This window comes from Massilia sp. 9I, assembly GCF_902506415.1.
GTDB lineage: Bacteria > Pseudomonadota > Gammaproteobacteria > Burkholderiales > Burkholderiaceae_D > Telluria.
Genome location: NZ_LR733275.1, coordinates 2441041 through 2458327 on the forward strand (window position 1 = coordinate 2441041; position 17287 = coordinate 2458327).

Consider the following 17287-nt stretch of genomic DNA (forward strand, 5'->3'; position numbering starts at 1 on the left):
GGAGGAGAGCGCATGGGTGAAGTCGGGGTGGTACTGGCGATGCTGCTGGCGGTGGTCGCCAGCGGCTACGTGGTGCGGCTGCTGCCCATCGCCCTGCCCTTGCCGCTGGTGCAGATCGGGCTGGGCGTGGCGATCGCCAGCTTCGGCTGGCATCCGGTGCGGCTGGAACCGCACACCTTCTTCATCCTGTTCCTGCCGCCGCTGCTGTTCCTGGACGGCTGGCGCATCCCCAAGGTCGGGCTGTTCCGCGACAAGGGCGTGATCCTCGAGCTGGCCCTCGGCCTGGTGCTGTTCACCGTGGTCGGCGCCGGCTTCCTGATCCACTGGCTGATTCCCGAAATGCCGCTGGCGCTCTCGTTCGCGCTGGCAGCGATCCTGGCGCCGACCGATCCGGTGGCGGTGGGCTCGATCGCGGCGCGCGTGCCGATTCCGCCGCGCCTGATGCACATCCTGGAAGGCGAGTCGCTCCTCAATGACGCGAGCGGCCTCGTGTGCTTCCGCTTCGCGGTGGCGGCCGCGCTCACCGGCAGCTTCTCGCTGGGCAGCGCCGCACTGACCTTCCTGTGGGTGGCGCTGGGCGGCATCGCCACAGGCGTCGTGATCACGCTGGCCATGGGCGCGGTCCAGCGCCTGCTGGCCAAGAGATTCGGCGAGGAACCCGGCGCCTCGATCCTGCTCAACCTGCTGCTGCCCTTCGGCGCCTATCTGGCGGCCGAGCACATCGCCGCGTCCGGCATCCTGGCCGCGGTCGCCGCCGGCATCACGATGAGCTATGTGGAGCTGGGCGGGCGCGCGCTGGCCACCACCCGGGTGCGGCGCAACGTGGTGTGGGATACCGTGCAGTTCTCGCTGAACGGCGTGATGTTCGTGCTGCTGGGCGAACAGCTGCCCGACATCGTACGCGCGGCGCTGCGCGGGCCGGATTTGCCGGTGCCGCGCGACTTCTGGTGGCTGGCGGGGAATGCGCTGGCGATCAGCCTCGGCCTGATCCTGTTGCGCCTTGTCTGGGTCTGGGTCTCGCTGCGGCTGTCGCGCATGGCCGCGCGGCGCGCCGGGCGCGAAGGCATCATGCCCAGGAAACGCCTGATCTTCGCCACCTCGCTGGCCGGGGTGCGCGGCGCGATTACCCTGGCCGGCATCCTGACCCTGCCGCTGGCCCTGCCCGGCGGCGAACCCTTCCCGGGACGCGACCTGGCGGTGTTCCTGGCCAGCGCCGTGATCGTGGTCTCGCTGATCGTGGCCAGCGTCGGCCTGCCGCGTGTGCTGCGCGGACTGGAACTGCCGCCGGAGACGGCGTCCGAGATCGAGGAAGAACGGGCGCGCCAGGCGGCCGCGCTGGCGGCGCTCGGCGCCATCGACATGGCTGGCCACCCGACGCCCTTCGACGAAAAGGATGCCGACATCCACGCCAGCGCCGCCGAGCAGGTGCGCGGCCTGTACCAGCACCGGCTCGGCGGCGGCTCCGGCGACGGCACCCATCCGGCGCGGGTGCGGGTGGCCGAGGAAGCGGAACGCCACTACCGGCTGGCGGCCCTTAGCGCCGAGCGCAAGGTGCTGCAGCAGATGGCGCGCCACGGCCAGCTGTCCGACGAGACGGCGCGCCGGCTGGTGCAGGAGATCGACCTGGTCGAAGCGCGCTACCGCTCCCCCGGCACGCATTAGGCGCGCTACGTTAGCTTCCGAACGGCGCCCCTGGCGGCTTCGGCGTAGGATCGGGCGACCAGATTCGAGGAGCCCCACATGCACAGCGAAGACCACGGCAGCGCCGACAACCCGCTCAGCGATCCACCCGCCGCCGCCAAGGCCGCGGGCTTGCGCTACGTGCTCGACGACCGGCCGGGCATCCGGCGCGAAAAACAGGGGGATGGCTTTCGCTACCTCGACGCCGGCGGCGATGCCGTCACCGACGAGAGCACGCTGGGGCGCATCAAGTCGCTTGTCATCCCGCCCGCCTGGACCGATGTGTGGATCTGCTCCCAGGCCAACGGCCACCTGCAGGCCACCGGGCGCGATGCGAAGGGGCGCAAGCAGTACCGCTACCACCCGAAATGGCGCAACGTGCGCGACGAGGTGAAATACGAGCGCATGCTGAACTTCGGCCAGGCGCTGCCGGCCATCCGCAAGGAAGTCGACCGCGCCCTGTCCCTGCCCGGCATGCCGCGCGAGAAGATGCTGGCCACCATTGTCTACCTGCTCGAGGCGACCATGATGCGAGTCGGCAATGAGGAATACGCGCGCACCAACAAGTCCTTCGGCCTGACCACGCTGCGCAACCGCCACGTCAAGGTGGACGGCAGCGACGTCGAGTTCCGGTTCCGCGGCAAGAGCGGCGTCTATCACAAGGTGCAGGTGCACGACCGCCGCGTGGCGCGCATCATCCGGCGCTCGCGCGACCTGCCCGGCCAGGAGCTGTTCCAGTACATCGACGACGAGGGCGAAACCCACAGCATCGATTCCAGCGACGTCAACGACTACCTGCGCTCGATCACCGGCGAAGACTATACCGCCAAGGATTTTCGCACCTGGTCGGGCACCGTACTGGCCGCGCTGGCGCTGCAGGAATTCGAGAAGTTCGATTCCGAGGCCCAGGCCAAGAAGAACATCGTGCGCGCCATCGAGTCGGTGGCCGAGAAGCTCGGCAACACGCCGACGGTCTGCCGCAAGTGCTACGTGCACCCGGTGGTGCTCGACGCCTACCTCGACGGCACGGTGCTGGAAGTCATGCGCGAACGCACCGAGCAGGAACTCATGGACGACCTGCATGCGCTGCAGCCGGAGGAAGCCGCGGTGCTGGCCATGCTGCAGCAGCGCCTGCGCCACGAGCAGGAGGTGGAACAGCAGCGCAAGCGCGAACCCAAGAGCGCCAAACCGAAGAAGGCCGCGCGCGCCCCACGGCGCCCGGCCGCCAACCAACAGATGAGAGGAGCCGCATGAGCAAGGATCAAGCATCGGCGTGGACCATCGAGCAGGTGGCCACTTTCGATCATCAGGTCACGGGCGTATCGGTATCGGAAGACAACCGCATCTTCGTGAACTTCCCGCGCTGGACCGAGGACAGCGCGGTGTCGGTGGCGGAAGTCGGCAAGGATGGGGCGCTGCGCCCCTACCCCGACGAACAATGGAACGCCTGGCGCAATGCGCGCAAGGACGAACTGGAGCCGGGCGAGCACTGGGTCTGCGTACAGAGCATCGTGGCCGATGGCCGCGGCAGCCTGTGGGTGCTGGATCCGGCGGCGCCGGCCCAGGCCCACCTGGTCTCCGGCGGCGCCAAGCTGGTCCAGATCGACCTGGCCGGCGACAAGGTCAAGCGCAGCATCGCCTTCGACGAAGAAGCGGCGCCGCAGGGCTCCTACCTCAACGACGTGCGCTTCTCGAAAGACGGCAAGCATGCCTTCATCACCGATTCCGGCGTGGTCGGCGCGATCCTGGTAGTGGACCTGGAAGCCGGCAAGACCGTGCGCCTGCTCGACGGCCATCCGACCACGCAAATGAAGAAGGGCTTGACCGTCAAGGCCGACGGCGAGGAGCTGCGCCGCCCGGACGGACGCGGCGTGGAGTTCTCGGCCGACGGCATCGAGTTGTCCAGCGACGGCCGCTGGCTGTACTGGCAGGCGATCAAGGGCGATACGCTGTACCGCATCGATACCGGCTTCCTGACCGGTAAGGGCATGCAGGGCGGCGATGTCGGCGACCAGGTCGAGGAATTCGGCAAGAATGGGGTCTCGGACGGCCTCTTGATCCCGCGCGGGACCAATAAAATGCTGCTCAGCGCGGTCGAGGACGATGCGGTGAAGGTGCGCGATCTCGACCAGGGACCGTCCGGCCGGCCGGAAGTACTGGTGCAGGACCAACGCCTGCGCTGGCCGGACACCTTCACCCAGGGCCCGGACGGCACGGTCTACGTGACCACCTCGCACATCCAGGATTCGGCTTTCTTCAAGCCGGACGCGCCGCCCGCCCTGCCTACCCAGTTGTGGAAACTGACAGGTGGACGGTTCTGAGCCTTACTTGACGAAGTAGCCGGACACCTTCCAGCTGCCGTCCGCTTCGCGCATCGGGACCACGGTCTCGGTGCCGGCGCGGGTGGCGAATTCAGTCCGGTACTCGATCACGACATACTCGCCCTCGGGTGCGCCGGGCAACTTGAGCGTGTGCTGGGCCCTGGCCAGCGTGCGCGACTTGACGGCGCCGAGCGGCGCGCGCGCCCCGCGCAGGGCCTCGTTCCAGCGTTCCTGGCTCACCAGGCCGCGAAAAGTCGCCGCCCCCTCCTTCCAGCTCCCCGCATAGTCACCGGCGTCGACCTGCGCCAGCCAGACTTCGGCGGCCTTGGTGGCTGCCTGCGTGGCGGCGGGAGAATCCTGCGCGCCGGCAGGCTGGGCGAACGCGGCGATGGACAACAGGATGGCGGCAAAGCGCATGGCAGCTCCCGGTAGTGGACAAGATCTGTCCAGCATACCGGAAAGCGGATGCGACTTTATCGCAAATTATTGCTTCAGCTTAAGCCGACTTGGCCTGGAACTCGGACGATGCAATATCGGCCAGGTCGCACAGCGCCTGCAGTTCGGCCGTGCGCAGGCGGCGCGGCTCGCGATCGATGACGCACAGCGTGCCCATCGGCAGGCCGGAACGGTCGCGCAGCGGCACCCCGGCGTAGAAGCGGATGTGGGGCTCGGCCAGCACCAGCGGATTTTCGCGGAAGCGTTCGTCGGTGGCGGCGTCTTCGACCATGAAGGGCGCGTCCTGCAGGATCGCGTGCGAACAGAAGGCCCATTCGCGCGGGGTTTCCTGCGGGCCCAGGCCGATGCGCGCCTTGAACCACTGGCGGCGCGCGGTCAGGAGCGAGACCAGCGCGATCGGCGAACCGGTCACGGTGGCTGCCAGGCGAACGATGCGGTTGTAGCGCTCTTCCTGCGGGCTGTCGACCAGGCCCGATGCCGCGAGCACGGCCAGGCGGCGCGCTTCGTCCGGATGGGTCGGATAGCTTTCGCCGCCCTGCAACAGGAATTCGGGATCGGTCGGCGCCTGCACCAGGGTCTCGCCGGAGAGCGCGCCCGAGAGCGGGCCCGCCCGGTCCAGCATGGCCTGGATGGTGCTTTGCCGGGTACGGCGGTGCCCGCCCGGGGTTTTCCACGAGGGGATGGCGCCGCTCTCCATCCACAGCTGAACAGTACTGGTCGCAACACCCAACATCCGGGCTGCGGCACTGGTGGTGAGGATCGGATCCTCTTCGGTGAACTTGCTCTGCATTAGCGGTCCTATAGATTTCAAGAGTATAGCCGATTTGCCGAAAATTCTCATCTTTAAGGCTTGCCTAAGAATTCATGTTCTGATATACACAATTCCGTCAAAAAAAATTGACTAAAAGAAATTGAACTAAATTAAATAATCGATTTGAACAAATCTAATTAACCGGACAAGCCCGGTTCAATACCGCGCACGATACAGATTTGCTGAAAAGAAAGTTGATTGAACACAATACAATTGACAGGTTTTGCTGACAACACTCCTTGTCACTCCCCCAACAGTCTATTGCCTTAGAAAAAAACATGAACGTCTTCAAGCATACGGGCATCGCCACAAAACTTTACGCGGCGTTTTCGCTGATCCTGGTGGTCACACTGGTCCTCGCCGCATTCTCCGTTGCAAGCGTCAACAGTATCGAGCGTGCCCTGCATACGGCCGACGACATGCGCAACGCCGAACTCGAACCCCTGTATGCGGCGCGCGAGGCCTTGGCCCAGACCGGCATCGCGGCGCGCAACGCGTATATCTTCAAGGACGATGCCGCCGCACGCCGCGAGCTCGACCTCGTCGACAGCCAGAAGGCGCAGTACCTGGCCGCCCTCACCCGCCTGGACGCCGTCCTGGCCGAACACCCCCAATACAAGAAAGTCCGCGCGGGCATGCACACCATGGCGCGCGAACTGGAACGGCCGCGCTCCTATCGCGCCAGCGGCGACCTGGAAGGCTTCGGCGCCTTTCTGGTCAATGAATGCAGCCCGCTGCGGCGCCAGATCGTGGCCGACATCGAGGTCCTGCTCAATGAGCTGCAGGCCCACACCGCCGATACGGTTGCCATGTCCAACGCTGAGGCATCGAGTACCCGGTACTGGATCACGGGACTGAGCGCAGTCGCGGTCGCCCTGTGCGTGATCGTGGCCGTGGTGCTGGTGCGCAGCCTGGTCGGCCAGCTTGGCGGCGAGCCCGCCTACGCGACCAGCGTCGCGCGCGCCATCGCCGAGGGCGAACTGCAGCACCCGGTCGATACCACCCGCGCCCGTCCGTCCAGCCTGCTGTTCGCGATGAGCGCCATGCGCGACGGCCTGAGCGGCATCGTCGGCAAGGTGCGCGGCGGGACCGACGCGATCGCCTCGGCCTCGTCGGAGATCGCTTCGGGCAACCTGGATCTGTCGACCCGCACCGAGACCCAGGCCGCGGCCCTGGCCCAGGTCGCCAGCTCGATGAAGCAGCTGATCGAATCGGTGCGCCAGAACGCCGACTACGCGGCCCAGGCCAGCGCACTGGCCGGCGACGCGTCCAGCATCTCGGTCAAGGGTGGCGCCGCGGTCGATGAAGTGGTCACCACGATGCAGCTGATCGACGCCTCGTCCAAGAAGATCGTGGACATCATCGCGGTCATCGACGGCATCGCCTTCCAGACCAATATCCTGGCCCTGAACGCGGCGGTCGAAGCGGCGCGCGCCGGCGAACAGGGACGCGGTTTCGCCGTGGTGGCGAGCGAGGTCCGCAACCTCGCGCACCGCTCGGCGGCAGCGGCCAAGGAGATCAAGGCCCTGATCGAGGATTCGGTGGACAAGGTCGGCCTGGGCGCGGCGCTGGTCGGCCAGGCGGGAGACACCATCCGCCAGGTGGTCGAGGGCGTGCACCGCGTCACCGACATCATGGGCCAGATCAGCAGCGCGACGGGCGCCCAGCGCGCCGACATCGAGCGCGTCGACGAAGAGATTTCGCGCCTGGACGAGATGACGATCCAGAATGCGGCCCTGGTCGAGGAAGCGGCGGCCGCTGCGCAGTCGCTGCAGACCCAGGCGGCGGAGCTGGCGGCGGTGGTGAATACCTTCCAGCTGGAAGAGTCGGGTACGCAGCACCAGCAGCCCTACCAGCCGCAGCGCCGGCTGATCCGCGCGGCCTGATCCGGCACCCAGGCATGGGCGGCGCTGCCGCCCTGCTCAGCCCTCGCCGGGGTGGTTGAACACCTGGCGCAGGTAGGCCAGGAAGGTCTCATCGGTGCACATCGACTTGCCCGGCGTGTCCGACAGCTTGGCTACCGGCTGTCCGTTGCAGTGGGTGAGCTTCATGACGATGTTTAGCGCCGGGTAAGGCGTGTCGTTGGTGAGCTTGGTGCCGATGCCGAAGCCGAGCATGGTGCGGTCGGCGAAGTGGCGGTACAGAGCCAGCGCCTTGGGCACCGTCAGCGCGTCCGAGAACACCATGCGCTTGGTGCGCGCATCGATGCGCAGGCGCGCGTAGTGCGCCAGCGCCTTTTCGCCCCACTCCACCGGGTCGCCCGAATCGTGGCGCAGGCCGTCGAACAGCTTGGCGAAATACAGGTCAAAGTCGCGCAGAAACGCATCCATGCCGACCACGTCGGTGAGCGCGGTGCCGAGGTCGCCCCGGTATTCCTGCACCCAGTCTTCCAACGCCGCCTTCTGGAAGTCGCGCAGGCGCACCCCGAAGGCCTGATAGGCCTGCAGGTACTCATGGGCCATGGTCCCGATCGGCACCAGGTTGTATTTATGCGCCAGGTAGACGTTCGAGGTGCCCTTGAAAAACTGCGGCAGCTCGCGCGCCATGGTCGCCACCACCTCGTCGTGCCACTCGCCCGAGAAGCGCCGGCGCACGCCGAAATCAAAAAACTCGAAGGGCGTGGCGCGCGGCGGCTCCTGCTCGAAGGCACGCAGCTCGTCGATCTTCTGCTGCAGGCGCACCCGTGCTTCGGCAATGGCCGCCTGCTGATCGAAGCGGCGGAAATACAGCTCGTTGACGATGTAGAGCACGAAGATCTCGAAGCCCATCACGTGCACCAGCGGACCGGTGGCGCGGATGCGCAGGTGCGGGCCGTCGGTCTCGACCTGGATGAACTTGCGCTGGAAACGGAACAGCGTAAGCAGGTCGGCGAAATCGCTCCGGATGAAGCGCAGGCCGCGCAGGTAGGCGATCTCGTGTTCCTGGAACATCAGCGAACAGAGATGATCCAGCTCGCGTTCGACCTCCTCCTTCAGTTCGGCCAGCGGATAGGCCGGCTGGTTCCGGCACAGGAATTCGTACTCGCCCACCGCGTCCGGATGGCTGTGCAGGAGGGCCTGCCACATGGTGAACTTGTACAGATCGGTCTCGAGCAGGCTGCGGACGACAGGTTTCATCGCTGTCCTTCAGGCGGTGAAGTTCTTCGGCGCGCGGTTCTTGACGCGCTTCTTCGGCGCCAGCATGGTGCCGGTGCAGCCCGGCGTGCCGCAGCGGCAGGCGAACAGCTTCTTCAGCGCCGGGGTGTGGCGCTCGTCGTAGATCAGCGCGTAGTTGTAGTTCAGCTCTTCGCCCGGTTCGATGTCGCGCATCGCGTGAATGTAAACACGGCCGTCGTCTTCGAAGGCTTCGCAGTTGGGCGAGCAGGCATGGTTGATCCAGCGCGCCGCGTTGCCGCGGCTGCCGCCGTCGATCACGCGCCCGTCGGCCAGGGTGAAATAAAAGGTGTGGTTGATCGGGCCGCCGGCCTTGGCCGCGCGCTCCGTCGCTTCGTCCCAGGTGATGCGCTCGCCCCGGTACTCGATGATGCGTTCGCCGGCGCCGATGGGCTTGAGCGCAAAGACGCCGTTGCCGTGGACGGGGGACTTCCTGACTTCGTAGGCAGGGCTGGACTTGGCGGCGGTCGTGGTCATCGCGGTGGGATCGTGGGCTGGTTATGGAAGCGATTGCTATTATGGTACCAATCGCGCCCGCGATGCCGCACATTTTGCGCAGCGCGGCAAGGCGACACCGCGCAGTCATGCAGCATGCGCATGCTCGCATCCGCGAGGTGTTCCCGCCAGCCGAGGACGAGGATCTCGGGAACCGTCGCGCGCAGCGTCACATCGCTGTTCTCGAACACACCGCGCTTCCCGGTTCTAACTCGCCATGGCAGCGGCTTCGCCCAGCATCAACAGGCTGGCTAGCAGCGCCGCCGTCCCGGCCGCCATGCCGCCGGCCACCAGGCGCCGCCACTGCGCATTGCGTTCCAGGATGCGCTTCACAAGGCGGCGTTTGCCGCGCGTCTGCATGCGGCGCCGCACCTGCAAGGCTGCATCGGCTTCCACCATCTCGTTTCGACTACGTTTCATGTTCTCTCCTTTGTTCCTTTATGCCGTCAGGCGCCTGCCGCTGCCGGTGCGTCGGAGCGCCAGTACGTCGAGGGCGTCGGTGCCCAGATCGGGCGCGAGCAGCGCGGCCCGCATTTGCGGTGCCGGGCTGACCAACAAGACAAGCGATGCTGATGAATGGGGCTCGGGAGAACCAAGCGGTTCTCGCCGAGCCTAGGGAAGGCAGGCGAGATCGCGCGTCGAACGTTGCGCGAGACGAGCGTGGAAGACGCTCAGTCCGAGCGAGAGTGGAACATGCAGCTTGCGCGCGGCGGCGACATCGGCCCCGGCGCGCGCAGTGCGCACGCTGGAGGAAGTGTCGATGCCGAAGGAGGAAATGCAGCGCATGCCTGGGTTACATTCATGAGGTGGAGTCGCGACCAGTATAGCCCACCTGCTTTTTTCGTCAACCCGGCGCTAGCCTGCGAAGTCTTCCTCGCGGTACTCGACGCCCTCGCCTGCCTGCCCATTGCGTCCCGCTTCTTCCTTGCGCAGTTCGACGCGCCGGATCTTGCCCGAGATGGTCTTGGGCAGTTCGCGGAACTCGATGCGGCGGATGCGCTTGTACGGCGCCAGCCTCTCGCGCGCAAAGGCGAACAGCGAGGCCGCCACCTCGCGCGATGGCAGGACGCCCTGGCGCAGGGTAACGAAGGCCTTGGGCACCGACAGCTTGAGCGGGTCGGGACTCGGCACGATGGCCGCTTCGAGCACGGCCTCGTGCTCGATCAGGACGCTCTCCAGCTCGAAGGGACTGATGCGGTAGTCCGAGGACTTGAACACATCGTCGTTGCGGCCGACGTAGAAGTAGTAGCCGTCCGTGTCGACCGTGGCGGTGTCGCCCGTGTGGTAGTGACCCGCGCGCATCACGGCGGCAGTCTTTTCCTCGTCGCCCTCGTAGCACATCATCAGTCCCAGCGGGGCCGGCGCCAGCGACAGCGCGATCTCGCCTTCCTGCGCCGGCTGATCGTCGATGTCGAGCAGCGCCACCCGGTAGCCCGGCAGCGGTCGGCCCATGGAGCCGAGCTTGATTGGCTGGCCTGGCGAATTGCCGATCTGGCAGGTGCTCTCGGATTGGCCGAAGCCGTCGCGGATGCGGATGCCCCAGGCTGTTTCCACCTGCTCGATCACTTCCGGATTGAGCGGCTCGCCGGCGCCGACCAGTTCGCGCAGCGGCGGCTTCCAAGCGTTCAGGTCTTCCTTGATCATCATGCGCCACACGGTCGGCGGCGCGCACAGCGAGGTGACGCCGCAGCGGACGATGGTGTCGAGCGCCGCCTTGCTCGAAAAGCGCTCGTAGTTGTAGACGAAGATGGTGGCGCCGGCGTTCCAGGGTGCGAAGAAGCAGCTCCACGCGTGCTTGGCCCAGCCGGGCGAGGAGATGTTCCAGTGGACGTCGCCCTGCTGCAGACCGATCCAGTACATGGTCGACAGGTGGCCGACGGGATAGCTCTGGTGGCTGTGCAGCACCAGCTTGGGCTTGGCCGTGGTGCCGGAAGTGAAGTACAGCAGCAGCGGGTCGGTGGCGCGGGTTTCGCCCTCCGGGGTGAACACCGACAGCACGTCGCGGCTGGCGGCAAAATCGCGCCAGCCATCCGGCTTGCCGCCCACCGCAATGCGGGTAAAGCTGCCGGCCATGCCGTCGAACTTGGCCGCTTCCGAGGCCTGGGCGATGACGTGCCTGATGCGCCCGCGCTCCAGCCGGTCCTGCAGGTCGGCGCCGGAGACCAGCATGGTGGTCGGTACCAGCACGGCGCCGAGCTTGATCCCGGCCAGCATGATCTCCCACAGCTCGACCCGGTTCGGCAGCATCAGGAGCACGCGGTCGCCACGGTTGACGCCGCACAGGCGCAGGTACTCGGCCACCTGGCAGGAACGCGAGGCCATGTCGGCAAACGAGATCTTCTGCTCGCTGCCGTCTTCTTCGACCACCCACAGCGCCGGCGCGTGGTTGTCCTTCGCCATATGGTCGAAGTAGTCGAGCGCCCAGTTGAAGGCATCCAGCTGGGGCGCCTGGTAGCCGTGGTAGGCGGTCTCGTAGTCGAGGCGGTGCTGCTGCAGGAAGTCGCGCGCTTGCAGGAAGCGCTGGGTCGGCGTCATGGTGTCTCCCGATGGCTGTGGCCTGGCTGTTCGTGGCCATTCTGCCATGATTTCAGTTGCGGTGGTCGGCAACCGACCACCGCACGAATCAGTCGCGCCTGAGGGCGGTGACGCGCATCTCGCCGGCCGGCTCCATCATGTCGATGACGCGGCAGTCGCCGCACATGCGCAGGCGGTCGAGGTGGCCGCTGAAGGCCGGGTGCGAGGCCAGCCGACCCAGCATGTTCTCGACCATCTGCAGCGTGCCGAAAGGCTTGTCGCAGCGGATGCAGTGGAAGGGCTCAGACTGGTTGAGCACGACGGCCTGGCCGCGCGACTCCATAAAGGAGAGGCGCGGCGCGAGGGTGATCGCGTTCTCCGGACAGGTAGCGGCGCACAGGCCGCACTGGACGCAGTTCTTCTCGATGAAGCGCAGCAGCGGCGCGCCCTGCCCGTCCTGCAGCGCGCCCGCCGGGCAGGCGCCGACGCAGGACATGCACAGGCTGCAGGCCGACTTGTTGACCTCGATGGCGCCGAAAGGGGCGCCCGCGGGCAGCGCCACCTGTTCCGGCTTTTGCGGAGCGTGGCGGTGCAGGTGTTCGAGTGCGTAGTCGAGGGTGTTGCGCTTGTCGTTCGCCAGGTGGAACAGCGCCGGCGCCGATGGCACCAGCCCGCGCGGCGCATGGCGCAGGGCCACCGCCAGCTCTTCCGGCGCGCCCGCGCGCAGCAGCTGGAAGTGCGGCCCCTCGTAGCCGAGGCCATCCAGCACCGCCTGCGCGATGGCCATCTGCTGGTCGAGCGCGGCGATGTACTGCGGCGCTTCCTGGTCCGTCGTCAGGACCGCGACGCCGGCAGCGCCATAGGCCACCGCGGCGAACCAGACGTCGATGCCGGTCGAGGCGGTGTGCTGCAGCGCCAAGGGGATGACCCGCCCCGGCACCGATTCGCCAAGCTGGGCGATCAGCGCCGCGCCCTGTTCCGGATCGTGCAGCAGGAACACCGGCTGCTCGCCGCCCGCTTCGTGATAGGAGCGCAGCGCCGCCTGCATGCGCTTGCCGGTCAGCGCGGCCGGCGGGAAGGCGTAGCTGATGGCGCCGGTCGGGCAGACCGTGGAGCAGGCGCCGCAGCCGGCGCACAGGTAGGGATTGACCTTGATCCTGTCGCCATCGTCATGGATCGCTTGGGCCGAGCAGATCTCGATGCAGGCGCTGCAGCCCTTCTGGCCATTGCGGCCATGGGCGCAGGTGCGTTCCTTGTACGAGAAATACTTCGGCTTTTCGAAGTCGCCGACCATCTCGAGCATGGTCTCGACGGCGGTGAGGCGCGCGGCCTCGTCGTAGCCGGGCGCGTAGTAGCCGTGCGGGCGCTGGTGGCTGGCGATCAGGCGGGCCGGACTCAGGTCGAGCACCAGGTCGTAGCGGCCCTGCTCCACCGGCTTCCCCGGCGCCTGCCAGCGCGCTTCAAACGCGCCCAGCCAGCCGGCCACGGCGACCGTGCGCGCCACGTGCACCGGATACGGACGGACGGGCAGACTGTCCTGGCTGTCGAGCAGCAGGACAGTGACGGGCAGCGCACTTGCCAAGCGGTCGGCCCAGGGCAAGGCCTGCTCAAGCGAGCCGACCACCAGGGTGCGGCCGCTGGAGCGGTAGTCGACCGTGACCGACGGCTCGAATACGGGAAGCGCATCGGCAGCCAGGATGGCGGCGCTGCGCGCCTGCGCATTGCGGGCCTCCTGGCCTGGGTCGATCGAAGGACTGTCGGTAAAGCGGATGTTCATGCGTTCCCTTGTTGTGTGGACGGCGGCGCCTGTTCCGAGGCCTGTTCCTGCGCAGCTTCGGCTTCGGCACGCTCGGCCTGCTCTTCGAACAGGCGCGACAGCACGCCAGGGGCGTGCTTGAGCGAAGCGAGCATGCCGGGCGGGAGCGGCGCTGCCTTGTTGTAGTCGTTCATGTACATATCGAGGCCGTCGATCGCATTGAAGTGCGGATCGGCGAACAGCTTCTTGAGGGCCAGCCGCTGGACGGACTTGTCCACGCCTTTCGCAACGAAAGCGGAAAAATCGGCGTCCGGGGTGAGCTTGGCGACATCATCCATGGTCGGAAGCGGCGCCGGGGGCGCGGCTTCCGCCTCGCTCTCGACGGCCACCGGCACCACGACGGGCGCCGGCACTGGCTGCGCCTGTTCCGGCTCACCGCCGGTCGACTTGAGCCGCGCCCAGCGCCGCAAGAATCCTTCGTCTGACATCGCTGGTTCGCTCATCCGTGCTCGCGGCCGCGTCGGCCCGGAGCCTTGGGCTGGTAGTGCTCACGCAGGTAGCCGGCCACCCAGGCGTAGATCTCGGCCGGCATGGCCACGCCGTCGGCCTGCTCGCCGGAGTCGAACATGCGGGTACCCTCGACGTAGCTGACCGAGGCGCGCACGGGAATCGCCTTGCCCTCTTCCATGCGCCACAGTACGAAGACCTTCGAATCGGGCGCCATGCAGTTCTCGTAGTAGCCGTCGTTCTCGTCGGTATACAGCTCCAGCTCGAGGCCGGAGACGAGGTAGTAGTCGCGCTCCGGGCTTTGGCTCAGCACCTTCAGGCGCGGCAGTTCGCCGCGGTCCGGCACGACGCCGACCGCCGCCCAGGCCTCGTCGGCCCAGCGGTGCTGGACGGTGCGGCGCTGCATGATCACCGCGATTGGCATGCTGCCCATTTTCATTGCTTGTTCGCCGTCTTGGGGGAGTGTTCCTTTTCCACCGCCGGCCCGACGCCTTTCGGCACCGACTTGGTGGGAACCTTTTTGACGTCCTCGCTGGGCGCCGCGGTACCGAGCTTCTCGCTCTTGATCGGCACGTTGGCCGCGTTCAGCGCCTGGCGGCTGTTGGGCGCGGCGCCGGTGGCGGGCGCGGCGGCGGACGAACCCGGAGCGGCATTCGCCGGCGGAGCCGCGGGGATGCCGGCATTCGGCGGCGTCACGCCCGGCGGCACCATTCCGGCCGCGGCCGCGGCGCGTGCGGCGCCCGGTGCCGCGGCCCCCGGCGCCGTCTGGTTGGCGACCTGCCCCGGCGCCATCGTGCCCTGGCCGGCGATGCCTGCCGCACCAAGTGGCGGCGTGGCGCTGGACGCACCCGCGGCGCCTGGCGCGGCGGCCGCCGGGGCGGCGGCGATGGTGACGGGTGGATTGACGCGCCAGCCCTTGCTTGGCGCCTGCTGCCGCCAGCGCGTGCTGAGCGCATCCATCGAGGCCATCAAGGCTTCCTTTTCCTTCGCCGCCTTGGCGTCGGCGGCGGCCTTCTTGGCGGCCGCCGCTTCCTGCTGGGCCGGAGTCAGGGGCGGCAGCGCCGCCCAAGAGGCGGCGCTGCAGGCCAGCAGGCCGGCGAGCACGCAGCCGAGGCGATTCAAGTTGTTCATTGCTTGGCTCCCAGTGTGCCGGGCGCGGCGGCGCCCTGCGGGGCGGTGTTGGTGGCGGCCGGGGCTTCCACGCTGCCGGGAGCCGGCGCCTGGGTGCGACCATGGTCGCCCGGCTGCGTCTGCGTGCCCGGCTGGGCGCCGGACGGCGGCGTGACGCCGGACGTTGGGCCCTTGCCGGTTTCCTGCACGGTGCCACCGGTGGCGGCGCCCGAGGTATTGCCGCCGGAGCCGCCCGCGATGCCCGGCGTGCCGCCGGCATAGGTGGCGTCGGTCACCGGCTTGGCGGTGCTGGCGATGATGGCGCCGCTGGTGCGCCCGCCGGCGCTGACTTGCCCCGGGTATTTTGTCTGTTCGATGCCGCCGACGCTGGTATGGCGGCCGCGGTCGCAGCCGCTCGCCAGCGCTGCAAGCAGGATTGAACCGGGAATCAGGATGGTCGATGCTTTCATGGTGCTCCTCAATGCGCCGGTCCGGGGCGCGGCGCCGGGCGTCCCGGGGTGCTGTCCGGATGGGGCCGGTGCGCCGGGTCGGTCGCGGTGCCGTTCTGGACTTGCTCGTACCACAGCGCGTGGTGCGCTGCGGCCCAGTTCTCGTCGACCGTGCCCTCGCGCATGGCCTGGTAGGCGCCCGGCGTGCCCCAGGTGCCGATGTAGATATGGCCCATGGCGGCGGCGATGTACAGGGCCGCGCCGGCCACGTGCAGGTAGTTCGCCAGCTGCAGCACCCAGCGGGTCTGGCCGAAGGTGACGAAGTCCAGGATCAGGCCGCTGATCGACATGACGATGCCCAGCAGGGTCACGCCCAGCCAGAACCAGGCTTTTTCACCGGCGTTGAAGAAGCCGGCCGGCACGTGCTTGTGCGACACCAGGCCGCCGCCCTGCTTCACCCACTGCCAGTCGACCCGGCTGAAGAAATTGCGGCGCAAGAAAGTAATGAACATCAGCACCGAGCAGATGATGAACAGCGGCCCGACGAAGTTGTGCAGGTATTTCGAGATGATGGCGAACCAGGAGAACAGGTCGTGGCCCATCCAGGGCAGCATGATCTTCTTGCCGTACATGATGATCAGGCCGGTGATCGCCAGCGCGATGAAGCTGTAGGCCGTGGCCCAGTGCACGTGGCGTTCCCAGTTGGTGAAGCGCTTGATTCGTCGCCCGGATGCCGGCTCTTCGCGCGCCGGGCCGATCGTGTTGTAGAAGATGAAGATCAGGAGCGGCACCCCGAGCAGGATGAAGCCGGCGATGGTGGCGAGCGGGCCGTTGCGCAGATGGCGCCAGGTATTGCCGCCGCGCTGGACGATGACGTTCGCTTCGGTGGCACCGTACTGGCCCAGGAAGTGGCGGTCGATGTGGACCCGGCCGGACGAGGGGTTGGTCAGGCCGGGCTCGGGCACCACCGAATCGCCCTCGATCTGGAGCATGGTCTGCTCCTCGGCGTAGGCCGGTTCGGCTTTCTTGTTGGGCACGCCGCCCCAGGCGGATGGCAGCAACAAGGCCAGGACGAGGCCGACGATCAGTGCCAGCGTGATACGCATGGAGTTGGCTCGCATGGTCCGCTCCTCAGGGGTTGGCCCGGTTGTACTCGTTCTGCTTCATGCCGCGGTTCTGGATCGTGGCCGACCAGGCCAGGCGGTCGTTGTGGAAGCGGGTCTGGAAATGCCGGTTGTCTTCCTTGCCGGCGTATTCGCCGCGCAGCCACTCGGGGTGCTGGTCGACTTCGAGGCAGCCCGCCAGCAACAGCGGCAAGGCCAGTATGCAGTAGCGGAGCTTGTTCATTGCGGGAACCTCCCCGGCTCGTTCTGGACGTCGCCGATGTTCTGGTTGACGCGCGGCAGGTCGCCCTTGGCCTTGACTTCGCCGCCGCGTTTCGGGCGGCCGTAGGCGATCTTCCAGCCCCACAGTTCGGGACCGTAGCCGCGGGTCTCGACGCGCTGGCGGTAGATGTCGGCGATCTGCTGCGCTTCGCCGCCCAGCAGGGCCTTGGTGCCGCACATCTCGGCGCAGGCCGGCAGCTTGCCTTCGGCGATGCGGTTGCGGCCGTACTTCTTGAATTCCGCTTCCGACGTATCCGGTTCCGGGCCGCCGGCGCAGAAGGTGCACTTGTCCATCTTGCCGCGGTGATTGAAGATGCCGGTCTCCGGGAACTGCGGCGCCCCGAACGGGCAGGCGTAGTAGCAGTAGCCGCAGCCGATGCACTGGTCCTTGCTGTGCAGGACGATGCCGTCCTCGGTGTGGTAGATGCAGTTGGTCGGGCACACCGCCAGGCAGGGGGCGTCGGTGCAGTGCATGCAGGCCACCGACACCGAGCGCTCGCCCGGGATGCCGTCGTTGATCGTCACCACGCGGCGCCGGTTGATGCCCCAGGCCAGTTCGTGCTCGTTCTTGCATGCGGTTACGCAGCCGTTGCAGTCGATGCAGCGCTCTGTATCGCAAATAAATTTCATCCTCGCAGCCATGCCACCCTC

At 67.3% G+C, this 17287-nt stretch carries 18 protein-coding genes; 4 read left to right on the forward strand and 14 right to left on the reverse strand.

The window, feature by feature from the left end; translation table 11 throughout:
- Positions 1-12: 12 nt before the first annotated feature.
- The 3 genes from GV068_RS10940 (at position 13) to GV068_RS10950 (ending at position 4001) form a co-directional block, all read left to right on the forward strand.
- A complete protein-coding gene (locus GV068_RS10940) occupies positions 13-1662 on the forward strand; it encodes a Na+/H+ antiporter (RefSeq protein ID WP_159697348.1) in 1650 nt (549 codons plus the stop codon).
- Between the two features lie 78 nt (positions 1663-1740).
- Positions 1741-2934 (forward strand): DNA topoisomerase IB, encoded by a 1194-nt coding sequence (locus GV068_RS10945; RefSeq protein WP_159697349.1) that lies wholly within the window; start codon positions 1741-1743, stop codon positions 2932-2934.
- A complete protein-coding gene (locus tag GV068_RS10950; RefSeq protein ID WP_159697350.1) occupies positions 2931-4001 on the forward strand; it encodes an L-dopachrome tautomerase-related protein in 1071 nt (356 codons plus the stop codon). Before GV068_RS10945 ends, GV068_RS10950 begins: the two co-directional genes overlap by 4 nt.
- A gap of 3 nt (positions 4002-4004) precedes the next feature.
- On the opposite strand, the gene GV068_RS10955 is transcribed toward GV068_RS10950, so the two are convergent.
- Positions 4005-4418: a DUF4019 domain-containing protein gene (locus GV068_RS10955; protein ID WP_159697351.1), complete on the reverse strand. Its 414-nt coding sequence runs from the start codon at positions 4416-4418 to the stop codon at positions 4005-4007.
- A gap of 79 nt (positions 4419-4497) precedes the next feature.
- A complete protein-coding gene (locus GV068_RS10960) occupies positions 4498-5247 on the reverse strand; it encodes a GAF domain-containing protein (RefSeq protein ID WP_159697352.1) in 750 nt (249 codons plus the stop codon).
- 299 nt (positions 5248-5546) lie between these two features.
- On the opposite strand from GV068_RS10960, the gene GV068_RS25415 reads away from it, so the two are divergent.
- Complete coding sequence (locus GV068_RS25415) at positions 5547-7154, forward strand: methyl-accepting chemotaxis protein (RefSeq protein ID WP_159697353.1); 1608 nt, start codon at positions 5547-5549, stop codon at positions 7152-7154.
- A 36-nt stretch (positions 7155-7190) separates the two neighbouring features.
- On the opposite strand, the gene pncB is transcribed toward GV068_RS25415, so the two are convergent.
- The 12 genes from pncB to fdh3B form a co-directional block, all read right to left on the reverse strand.
- A complete protein-coding gene (gene pncB / locus GV068_RS10970; protein ID WP_159697354.1) occupies positions 7191-8384 on the reverse strand; it encodes a nicotinate phosphoribosyltransferase in 1194 nt (397 codons plus the stop codon).
- A gap of 9 nt (positions 8385-8393) precedes the next feature.
- Positions 8394-8897, reverse strand: a complete 504-nt coding sequence (locus GV068_RS10975; RefSeq protein WP_159697355.1) for an SET domain-containing protein — start codon at positions 8895-8897, stop codon at positions 8394-8396.
- Positions 8898-9122: 225 nt separating this feature from the next.
- Positions 9123-9335 (reverse strand): hypothetical protein, encoded by a 213-nt coding sequence (locus GV068_RS10980; protein ID WP_159697356.1) that lies wholly within the window; start codon positions 9333-9335, stop codon positions 9123-9125.
- A gap of 435 nt (positions 9336-9770) precedes the next feature.
- Complete coding sequence (locus tag GV068_RS10985; protein WP_159697357.1) at positions 9771-11450, reverse strand: AMP-binding protein; 1680 nt, start codon at positions 11448-11450, stop codon at positions 9771-9773.
- An 88-nt stretch (positions 11451-11538) separates the two neighbouring features.
- Positions 11539-13206 carry a 4Fe-4S binding protein gene (locus tag GV068_RS10990; RefSeq protein WP_159697358.1) on the reverse strand — a complete coding sequence of 556 codons (1668 nt, stop codon included), beginning with the start codon at positions 13204-13206 and terminating at the stop codon, positions 11539-11541.
- A complete protein-coding gene (locus GV068_RS10995; protein ID WP_159697359.1) occupies positions 13203-13673 on the reverse strand; it encodes a DUF3306 domain-containing protein in 471 nt (156 codons plus the stop codon). The genes GV068_RS10990 and GV068_RS10995 overlap by 4 nt, the downstream gene beginning before the upstream one ends.
- Before the next feature lie 11 nt (positions 13674-13684).
- Positions 13685-14125, reverse strand: coding sequence for a DUF3305 domain-containing protein (locus GV068_RS11000; protein ID WP_159697360.1), 441 nt, complete (start codon positions 14123-14125; stop codon positions 13685-13687).
- Positions 14126-14127: 2 nt separating this feature from the next.
- Positions 14128-14823, reverse strand: coding sequence for a hypothetical protein (locus GV068_RS11005; RefSeq protein ID WP_159697361.1), 696 nt, complete (start codon positions 14821-14823; stop codon positions 14128-14130).
- Positions 14820-15272 (reverse strand): hypothetical protein, encoded by a 453-nt coding sequence (locus tag GV068_RS11010; protein WP_159697362.1) that lies wholly within the window; start codon positions 15270-15272, stop codon positions 14820-14822. Before GV068_RS11010 ends, GV068_RS11005 begins: the two co-directional genes overlap by 4 nt.
- Before the next feature lie 8 nt (positions 15273-15280).
- On the reverse strand, positions 15281-16372 hold the full coding sequence (locus GV068_RS11015) for a formate dehydrogenase subunit gamma (RefSeq protein ID WP_159697363.1): 1092 nt from the start codon (positions 16370-16372) through the stop codon (positions 15281-15283).
- Positions 16373-16382: 10 nt separating this feature from the next.
- Positions 16383-16598, reverse strand: a complete 216-nt coding sequence (locus GV068_RS11020; RefSeq protein WP_159697364.1) for a hypothetical protein — start codon at positions 16596-16598, stop codon at positions 16383-16385.
- On the reverse strand, positions 16595-17278 hold the full coding sequence (gene fdh3B, locus GV068_RS11025) for a formate dehydrogenase FDH3 subunit beta (RefSeq protein WP_201303279.1): 684 nt from the start codon (positions 17276-17278) through the stop codon (positions 16595-16597). The genes GV068_RS11020 and fdh3B overlap by 4 nt, the downstream gene beginning before the upstream one ends.
- Between the last annotated feature and the right edge of the window lie 9 nt (positions 17279-17287).

Bases quoted from the DNA above. Each gene is read 5' to 3' on its own strand.
- GV068_RS10940 (WP_159697348.1), top strand. From the start codon at position 13: ATGGGTGAAGTCGGGGTGGTACTGGCGATGCTGCTGGCGGTGGTCGCC.
- GV068_RS10945 (WP_159697349.1), top strand. From the start codon at position 1,741: ATGCACAGCGAAGACCACGGCAGCGCCGACAACCCGCTCAGCGATCCA.
- GV068_RS10950 (WP_159697350.1), top strand. From the start codon at position 2,931: ATGAGCAAGGATCAAGCATCGGCGTGGACCATCGAGCAGGTGGCCACT.
- GV068_RS10955 (WP_159697351.1), bottom strand. From the start codon at position 4,418: ATGCGCTTTGCCGCCATCCTGTTGTCCATCGCCGCGTTCGCCCAGCCT.
- GV068_RS10960 (WP_159697352.1), bottom strand. From the start codon at position 5,247: ATGCAGAGCAAGTTCACCGAAGAGGATCCGATCCTCACCACCAGTGCC.
- GV068_RS25415 (WP_159697353.1), top strand. From the start codon at position 5,547: ATGAACGTCTTCAAGCATACGGGCATCGCCACAAAACTTTACGCGGCG.
- pncB (WP_159697354.1), bottom strand. From the start codon at position 8,384: ATGAAACCTGTCGTCCGCAGCCTGCTCGAGACCGATCTGTACAAGTTC.
- GV068_RS10975 (WP_159697355.1), bottom strand. From the start codon at position 8,897: ATGACCACGACCGCCGCCAAGTCCAGCCCTGCCTACGAAGTCAGGAAG.
- GV068_RS10980 (WP_159697356.1), bottom strand. From the start codon at position 9,335: ATGAAACGTAGTCGAAACGAGATGGTGGAAGCCGATGCAGCCTTGCAG.
- GV068_RS10985 (WP_159697357.1), bottom strand. From the start codon at position 11,450: ATGACGCCGACCCAGCGCTTCCTGCAAGCGCGCGACTTCCTGCAGCAG.
- GV068_RS10990 (WP_159697358.1), bottom strand. From the start codon at position 13,206: ATGAACATCCGCTTTACCGACAGTCCTTCGATCGACCCAGGCCAGGAG.
- GV068_RS10995 (WP_159697359.1), bottom strand. From the start codon at position 13,673: ATGTCAGACGAAGGATTCTTGCGGCGCTGGGCGCGGCTCAAGTCGACC.
- GV068_RS11000 (WP_159697360.1), bottom strand. From the start codon at position 14,125: ATGGGCAGCATGCCAATCGCGGTGATCATGCAGCGCCGCACCGTCCAG.
- GV068_RS11005 (WP_159697361.1), bottom strand. From the start codon at position 14,823: ATGAACAACTTGAATCGCCTCGGCTGCGTGCTCGCCGGCCTGCTGGCC.
- GV068_RS11010 (WP_159697362.1), bottom strand. From the start codon at position 15,272: ATGAAAGCATCGACCATCCTGATTCCCGGTTCAATCCTGCTTGCAGCG.
- GV068_RS11015 (WP_159697363.1), bottom strand. From the start codon at position 16,372: ATGCGAGCCAACTCCATGCGTATCACGCTGGCACTGATCGTCGGCCTC.
- GV068_RS11020 (WP_159697364.1), bottom strand. From the start codon at position 16,598: ATGAACAAGCTCCGCTACTGCATACTGGCCTTGCCGCTGTTGCTGGCG.
- fdh3B (WP_201303279.1), bottom strand. From the start codon at position 17,278: ATGGCTGCGAGGATGAAATTTATTTGCGATACAGAGCGCTGCATCGAC.